The 5,548-nt window shown below is 63.5% G+C and carries 5 protein-coding genes; 2 read left to right on the top strand and 3 right to left on the bottom strand.

Going from position 1 to position 5,548, the window contains the following annotated elements; all coding sequences use genetic code 11:
* Nucleotides 1–91: 91 nt before the first annotated feature.
* The 3 genes from H9X91_RS13840 to H9X91_RS13850 are packed head-to-tail and all read right to left on the bottom strand — an operon-like array spanning nt 92 to nt 2,991.
* A complete protein-coding gene (locus H9X91_RS13840; protein WP_204805851.1) occupies nt 92–1,249 on the bottom strand; it encodes a serine/threonine protein phosphatase in 1,158 nt (385 codons plus the stop codon).
* Between the two features lie 37 nt (nt 1,250–1,286).
* Nucleotides 1,287–2,522 (bottom strand): PBSX family phage terminase large subunit, encoded by a 1,236-nt coding sequence (locus H9X91_RS13845; protein WP_204805852.1) that lies wholly within the window; start codon nt 2,520–2,522, stop codon nt 1,287–1,289.
* A 4-nt stretch (nt 2,523–2,526) separates the two neighbouring features.
* On the bottom strand, nt 2,527–2,991 hold the full coding sequence (locus H9X91_RS13850) for a terminase small subunit (RefSeq protein WP_204805853.1): 465 nt from the start codon (nt 2,989–2,991) through the stop codon (nt 2,527–2,529).
* Nucleotides 2,992–3,336: 345 nt separating this feature from the next.
* On the opposite strand from H9X91_RS13850, the gene H9X91_RS13855 reads away from it, so the two are divergent.
* A complete protein-coding gene (locus tag H9X91_RS13855) occupies nt 3,337–4,422 on the top strand; it encodes a sensor histidine kinase (protein ID WP_243414566.1) in 1,086 nt (361 codons plus the stop codon).
* Nucleotides 4,419–5,126, top strand: a complete 708-nt coding sequence (locus H9X91_RS13860) for a response regulator (protein WP_204805854.1) — start codon at nt 4,419–4,421, stop codon at nt 5,124–5,126. Before H9X91_RS13855 ends, H9X91_RS13860 begins: the two co-directional genes overlap by 4 nt.
* Nucleotides 5,127–5,548: the final 422 nt, after the last annotated feature.

Below are 5,548 nucleotides of genomic sequence, written 5' to 3' on the forward strand. Positions count from 1 at the left end.
CCGCCCTCCCCAAGGTCTGGCCGCTTCGCGCCCAGACGCTTGTGACGCCGCATTTGCGGCGGGCGCGCCTTGCGCGCCGTCGCCCGTTGTCTCAGGTCTTTTGCGCCGTCTCCGCCGCGTCGTTCTCGATCCGCAGCTTCCGCGCCTGTTCCAAATAGAGGGCTGCCCGGGCATCCTCCACCTCGTCCTGAAGGTTGATATCCTCCCACTGGACTTCAAGGCCGCAGGTGTAGCCGTGCATCCGCAGCCACAGCCGGCAGATGCGCTCCACCACCGGAGTGAGGGTCCGGCGGATGGCGGTGATCTCCGTGGTGAGCATGTCCGCCTGCTGGGAGCTCATCCGCTCCGTGGAGTTCCAGCTGAGGCCCAGCATAAAGGGCGGGATGCCCGTCTTGGCCACCACCTGCTCCAGGATCTGCCGCACCGGCACCTGGCTGTCCAGGACGGGCGCATCGGCACCGATGACCCGGATGTCCACATCTCCCACCGCCACAAAGTCCCGCACGCTGCCGCTCTTGGTGTCCTGCATGGCCCGGGACCACTCCCCGGCCAGCATTTGGCTCCGCTCCGCCGCCTGTCCGTTTCCCCCGTCCCGGCAGGTGACGGCAAACCGCACATTGCCGCACCGCTCCCAGTTGACCCCGATGGTGTGGTAGATCTTCATCAGGATATCCGTCAAAAACGGCAGCCCCCGCAGCAGCGACACGCCGTACGGGCTGTCCGCCTCCGGGTTCAGCGGTGTGAACAGCAGCAGGTCCTGATAGGGCAGCGGCCCCATCCGTCCCTGTTCATCCGGGCCGCAGATGACGAATGCCAGGGGATTGTCTCCCTCCCGGATCTCGACATCCTCCACCCGGCCCCACAGCACGGCTGCGATGTCCCGGTTCCCGGCGGCTGGCACGATCTCGCCGATGGCCCGCCCGCAGGTCAGCAGAGAGTCCAGATAGCCCTCCAGAAAGGCGTTGATCCCATACTGCCCCCGTCCGGCCGGGACCGTGCGGAGGAACTCTTCCAGAGCCCGCTCCGCCGTCTTGTCACTGCAGGCGGCCGTCACACCGCCCGCCATGCGGATCAGCTTGTAGATGGCGGCGTCCACCACCGGCACCGCCTCCCGCACCGCCCGGTACAGCCGGGTCTCCCCGCTGCGCAGGGGCACATAGCCTCCCAGCAGCCCAAAGGGATGGTGTCCCGTCTCCCGCAGCTGGACCGGTGCCGCCGCCGGGCTGCCCCTCTTCTGAAACCACTTCAATTTCCAAACCTCCTGTCATCTCCTCGCCTCAGGCCGGTCAGGCCCGCCGCTCCACCCAGGTGGCCGCAAAGCCGCCCCGTTCTCCTGCCGCAGCGTCCATGGCAAAGTACCGCAGATCGTCCATGGCATGGTCCTGTTCCTTTTTGGGCGCGTCCCGCTGCCCCTTGTCGTCCCAGCAGTAGGTCTCCATCTCCCGCAGGCAGTCGGCGCAGGTGTCGCAGATCACGATCCGCCGCCGTTTCAGCAGGTCCGCCGTCACCCGGATGCCGTCGGCCACGTCGTTGTCCGCCCGGACCACCCGGAAGCCCTCCCGCCGCAGCGCCTCGATGAAGCTGGCCGCCGAGGGGTCCACGATCACCCGGCCGATCTCCCGGTCCCCCGCCAGCTGCCGCAGATCCCGGACGTATTCCGCGTCGGTCTTCTGCCGTCCCTCCCGGCGGGAGTCGTAGTAGTACTCGCCCACCCGGTACCAGGTCTCCCCCTGTCGGCCCCACAGGCCGAAGGAGGCCGGGTTGGCGGTGCCGTAGTCCACAGAGATCCGCCACTCCCGGAAGGGCCCCGCCGGCACCGGTACGCTGTCCCGCTCCCGGTCGAAGAAGTCGTACACCCGCCCCTGGGCGGCGGTCCACTCCCCCAGCACGAACCGCCGGTAGAAGATGCCGGAATAGGCGCTGCGGTACCGGGCCCGGATGCGGGGCGTCAGGGCGGGGTTGTCCTCCATGGTAAAGTGGAGGTACAGGGCCCGCCGCTCCCGGGCCTTCAGGATCCACTCCCGGTAAAACCAGTGCTGGGGGTTCTCCGGGTTGCAGTTGAACCACAGCCGGCTCCCCGCCACGCTGCACCGGGCGATGGCCTGCTCCACAAAGCTCCGGGGCATCAGAGCCGCCTCGTCCAGCAGCACCCCCGCCAGGGTGCTGCCCTGGATCAGCGCCGCACTGGACTCGTCCCGTCCGCCGAAGAGCAGGAAGCGGTTCTCATGGCCCCCCAGCCGCACGGTCAGCAGGTTCTCCGACCGCCGCTCCCGGCAGTCGAAGCCCAGCCGCCGCAGATAGGGCACCAGCTCCGCCAGCAGGTTCCGCCGCAGGGAGGTGATGGTCTTGCCGCACAGCCCCAGCTGCCGCCCGTCAAAGCGAGCCATCGCCCACAGAAAGAAGGACAGCCCCATGGAAAAGGTCTTGCCGCTGCGGACGGCCCCGTCGCAGATGATGGCCTCCCAGTTCCCGGGGCGGCACCACCAGGTCAGCACCTTCCGCTGCTTGGGGGAAAACCGCATGATCTCAGCCGTCGTCCCACGCTCCTTCCTCCCCGGCGGCGTCCGCCAGCACCCGGTACAGCTCTCCGGCGCCCTCCGCCTTTTCCTCGCTCAGCAGGCCGCACAGGGCCTCCAGGGCCCGGATGCGGTCGATGAGCTTGATCTCCACGCCGCCCTTGTCCGTCACCTTCAGCTCCGCCACGGCGGACAGGTCCAGCGTCTCCAGGTCCGCCTCGCCGCTGTGCAGGGCCAGCCTCGCCGCGTCGTTCACCCGGCCGAAGGCCAGCTGGGCCAGCCGCCGGACGGCGTCCTCCCGGCACACCTGCCCGGCTGCCGCCTCCCGCATCTGCTCCAGCCGCCTGCTTACGTTTTTTCTCTCCAGCATCCTGTATCCGTCACCGCATCCGGCGGCCGCAGCAGCCAGCTCCGGATCCATGCACTGAAGGTATCTCCTGCAGAACGCCCCGGTCCGGCCGTCCTTTTCCTTCACAGATCCGCCACCTCCTCTCGTTCTTCTCGCTAATACGCGCCGCCTGCTGAAAGTTGCACGTTTTCAGGCACCACCGTCCGATTTTTTTGTCCGGTGCGGCAGTTTTTTCTCTCCCGCACGATATTTTTCCGTTCCGCCGCTTTACGGCGCATCTGTCCCTGGAGGCCCGCTTTTCTCCCCTGTTTTGTTTATTTTTACAAAATCAACCCTGTTTTCTGGCTCTTTTTTCAAAATTTCCCATCGATTTGTTCAGGCCCTTTAACGATTCTTAGTGGAATCTTAACGCCCGCTTCTGCTATAATAAAATAACATTTATATGGATTGTGTAAGGGAGGTCCTGGCACGTTGAAGTTCAAGTCACCCAAACCGAGCCATATTTTTTCCTTCTCCTGGCGGGATCTTCTGGTCTCAGCCGCCATCTTTCTCTGCGCCACCGGCGTCTGTTATCTGCTCCACGAAATGGCCGATACCACAGACGGGTTCGCCTCTCCGGTCTATGTGCTGGCTGTCCTGCTGATCTCCCGCTTCACCAACGGTTACCTCTTCGGCCTGATCGCCGCGGTCCTGGGCGTCATCGGTGTCAACTATGTGTTTACATACCCCTACATGGCGTTCAACTTCACCATCTCCGGGTATCCGCTGACCATTTTCACCTTCCTGGTGGTCTCTCTGGTCACCAGCGCCCTCACCACTAACAGCAAGGAGCAGGACCGCCTCCGGATGGAAAACGAAAAAGTCAAAATGCGGGCGGACCTGCTCCGCTCCGTGTCCCATGATATCCGCACGCCCCTGACGTCTATCATCGGCGCCACCTCCACCGTGCTGGACAATCCTGCCCTCTCCCAGGAGGAGCAGCGCGCCCTTCTGACAGACGTGCGGGATGATGCCCAGTGGCTGATCCGCGTGGTGGAAAACCTGCTCTCGATCACCCGGATCGGCAACGACCAGGCAAAGATCTCCAAGGAACCGGAAGCCGTGGAGGAAGTTCTGGGCGAAGCTGCGGGCAAATTCCGCAAGCGATTCCCCTCCGTCTCGGTGGAGGTCCATGTGCCCGACGATGTGCTGATGGTCCCCATGGACCCGATCCTGATCGTGCAGGTCCTCTCCAATCTGCTGGAAAACGCCGTCTTCCACGGGGAGACCACTTCCCGCATTTCCCTTTCTGCCCGGCGGGACGGGCAGTGGGCCTGCTTCTCCGTGCAGGACGACGGCCGCGGCATCCCGCCGCAGAAGCTCCACGGCCTGTTCGACGGCACACTGGACCGCACGGAGCCCGCGCCCGGGGACGGGAAGCGGAATATGGGCCTTGGCCTCTCGGTGTGCCAGGCCATCGTCCGTGCCCACGGCGGCACAATGGAAGCGCATAATACAGAGTCCGGCGCGGAATTCACCTTCCGTCTGCCGCTTTCAAAGGAGGAACCACAGCCATGATGATCCGCGAAAAGATCCTGGTGATCGAAGATGAAAAAAGCATTTCACACTTCATCTGCACAGTGCTGAACAACAACGGCTATGAAGCCATGCAGGCCCAGACGGGCGAGGAGGCCCTCTCCATGATCTCCTCCCACTGTCCGGACCTGATCATTCTGGACCTGGGCCTGCCGGATATGGATGGGCTGGACATTCTCCGCAGCCTGCGCAGCTGGACCAGCCTGCCTGTCGTGGTGGTCTCCGCCCGTTCCCACGAACGGGACAAGGTGGCCGCCCTGGACCTGGGGGCCGATGACTACCTCACCAAGCCCTTTGGCACGGATGAGCTGCTGGCCCGGGTCCGCACCGCCATCCGCCACACCCGCACCGTCTCCGGCAATGATGAGATCGCCCGCAACGGCACATATACCGTCGGGGACCTTGTGATCGACTACAACAAGCATCAGGTCCGGGTCCGGGGCGAAAACGTCCATCTCACGCTCAGCGAGTTCCGCATCGTGGCGCTGCTGGGCAAATACGCCGGCAAGGTCCTCACCTATGACTTCATCATCAAGGAGCTGTGGGGCCCCCGGGCCAGCGGCGACAACCAGATCCTCCGGGTCAACATGGCCAACATCCGCAGGAAGATCGAAAAGAACCCTGCCGAGCCGGAGTATCTCTTCACGGAAATGGGCGTGGGCTACCGGATGGCCGAGGGCAGCTGAGCATCTCCGCATCGGAAAACAGGGCGTGAAAGCAGGAAAAAGAAACTGCTTTCATGCCCTTTTTATACATTCACCCCCAAACCCAAGCGCCGTCTTTACAACGCGCTCTTTTTTCTTAGCAAAATCTTAATCTCTGTGAACCATTTTTTAACGTACACAGAGGCTAAAATCTGCTATTCTTATAGCCAGAGGTCCGCTCGTTTTCGAATTGGGGCGAGAACTGCGGGCACCAGAAAAAGGAGTGTGTGTTTAATGGCAACATTTGCAATCGGCCTCGTGATCCTGTTCGTCGGCGCGGCGCTGTACGGCAAGCTCTGCGAGAAGGTCTTCGGTCCGGACGACCGTGAGACCCCGGCCTACTCCAAGCAGGACGGTGTGGACTATGTGCCCATGCGCTGCTGGAAGAACAGCCTGATCAACCT

It is taken from the genome of Oscillibacter valericigenes (genome assembly GCF_016902445.1).
Classification (GTDB): domain Bacteria; phylum Bacillota; class Clostridia; order Oscillospirales; family Oscillospiraceae; genus Oscillibacter; species Oscillibacter avistercoris.

Excerpts from the sequence above, each read along its gene's own strand:
- H9X91_RS13845 (WP_204805852.1), bottom strand. The coding sequence starts at position 2,522 with ATGCGGTTTTCCCCCAAGCAGCGGAAGGTGCTGACCTGGTGGTGCCGC.
- H9X91_RS13860 (WP_204805854.1), top strand. The coding sequence starts at position 4,419 with ATGATGATCCGCGAAAAGATCCTGGTGATCGAAGATGAAAAAAGCATT.